The sequence below is a fragment of the Mesorhizobium sp. M1E.F.Ca.ET.063.01.1.1 genome, from assembly GCF_003998155.1.
Lineage (GTDB): Bacteria > Pseudomonadota > Alphaproteobacteria > Rhizobiales > Rhizobiaceae > Mesorhizobium.
Genome location: NZ_RZSC01001062.1, coordinates 1 through 1,571, shown reverse-complemented (window position 1 = coordinate 1,571; position 1,571 = coordinate 1). Strand labels below are relative to the sequence as shown.

Annotated in this window: 2 protein-coding genes; both read right to left on the bottom strand. The window is 64.4% G+C overall.

Annotated features, from left to right (window positions below):
* Positions 1–781 (bottom strand): MFS transporter (locus tag EOA29_RS35995; protein WP_145970029.1); only part of this gene is annotated, 781 nt, incomplete at its 3' end.
* A gap of 169 nt (positions 782–950) precedes the next feature.
* The coding region (locus EOA29_RS41850) for an SDR family oxidoreductase (RefSeq protein ID WP_189479107.1) at positions 951–1,571 on the bottom strand (621 nt) is incomplete at its 5' end.

Sequence of the window (1,571 nt, the reverse complement as noted above, 5' to 3'; positions counted from 1 at the left end):
CGCCCCAGGCCCACAGCAGGCCGACAACGGAATCGCTGATGCCGATCGACTTCCAGTAGATCGACACGAAGCCGTAGAGAAAGGCGTGGCTGGCGGTGATGATCCCGACACCGAGCGTGAAATAGAGGAAATAGGCGTTGAAAAGGCTCGGGGCCGAATGCTGGATGTCGGCCGCCGACAGCGGCGATGCCTTGCGGGGCCGTCCCATGCGCGGCGCAAACAGCGCAGCAACAAGTGCCGCGGCAATGGCCACGAAGATGATCGCCGGCACAGCCTCAGCTCCGGTCACCGCGAGGATGAAGCCGCCAACCACATTGGCGCAAAGATAGGAGATCGAGCCCCATTTGCGCATGCCGGTGTAGTTGGAGCCGAAGCGGCGCACGCCCGACAACGCCAGCGAGTCGGCCAGCGGCGAATGCGGCGTCCAGACGATCGTCAAAACGAGCGACACTGCGAGCACGATCGCATAGGTGGCCGGCAGGAAATAGCCGGCCGAAATGATCATCGATGCCGCAACCAGCGCGATATAGACGTCGGTCCGGTCCTTCGCCCGGTCGGCAAGCGCGGTCAGCATCGGCGTCGTCACGACGCGCAGGAACATCGGCGCGGCCAGGATGACGGCGATCTGTTCGGCGTGAAAACCTTTCGCCTGCAGCCAGAGCGGGAAATAGGGCAGATGCGTGCCCTGCGACACGAACAAGGTCGCGAAGATCAGGCTCATGCGCAGTTCGAAATGGCTGGGCTTGACGAGTTGCTCAGGCGAAAGCGGCGGCAGCGACATGAATCGATCCAATTACGCTGCATTCGACGGCCCGCAACGCGTTTCGATCCCTATCATGCGGTAAGTCCCGGCGGAACTGCCTGGACCAATCGACCAGGCTAAAGCCGTTGAAAGACAAAGAATGCCGAGCCCGAGGCACGTTTGCGCCTCGGGCCTGCCGTCGTTCGACTCAGCTTTGGAAGTAAGTCGGCTGGTCGATATCCGCGATCAGCCCTAGCTGGGTCGGCTCCCAACCCAGTTCCTGCCGGGTCAGCGCGCTCGAGGCCTCGTTGTCGATCGCCGAGAAATGCGCGAACCAGCCGAAATGTTCGGCGGATTCCTCCCGGCTTTTGCTGACCACCGGCACACCGAGTCTGCGGCCGATGACGCCGGCGATCTCGCGGAACGGCACGCCCTCCTCGGCGACGGCGTGGTAGCGCGCGCCGCCGCGGCCCTTTTCCAGCACCAGCCTGTAGAGCCTGGCGGCATCGAGCCGGTGCACGGCGGGCCAGCGGTTGAGACCCTCGTCCGTGTAGATCGAGGCACCCTTCTCGCGGGCAATGCCGATCAGGATCGGAACGAAGCCGTGATCGCCAACACCATGCACCGACGGCGGCAGGCGAATGATCGACACGCGCACGCCCTTCTCGGCCGCGGCATGGGCGGTCTGCTCCGAGACCCTCGGGATCGCTGGATTGGATGCAGGCGAAACGTCTTCGGTCGCGATGCGGCCGGGCCGGACCAGTCCGATGCCGGAAGTGACGATCAGCGGCCGGTCGGAGCCCGCAAGCTCCGTGCCCATCGCCTCGAT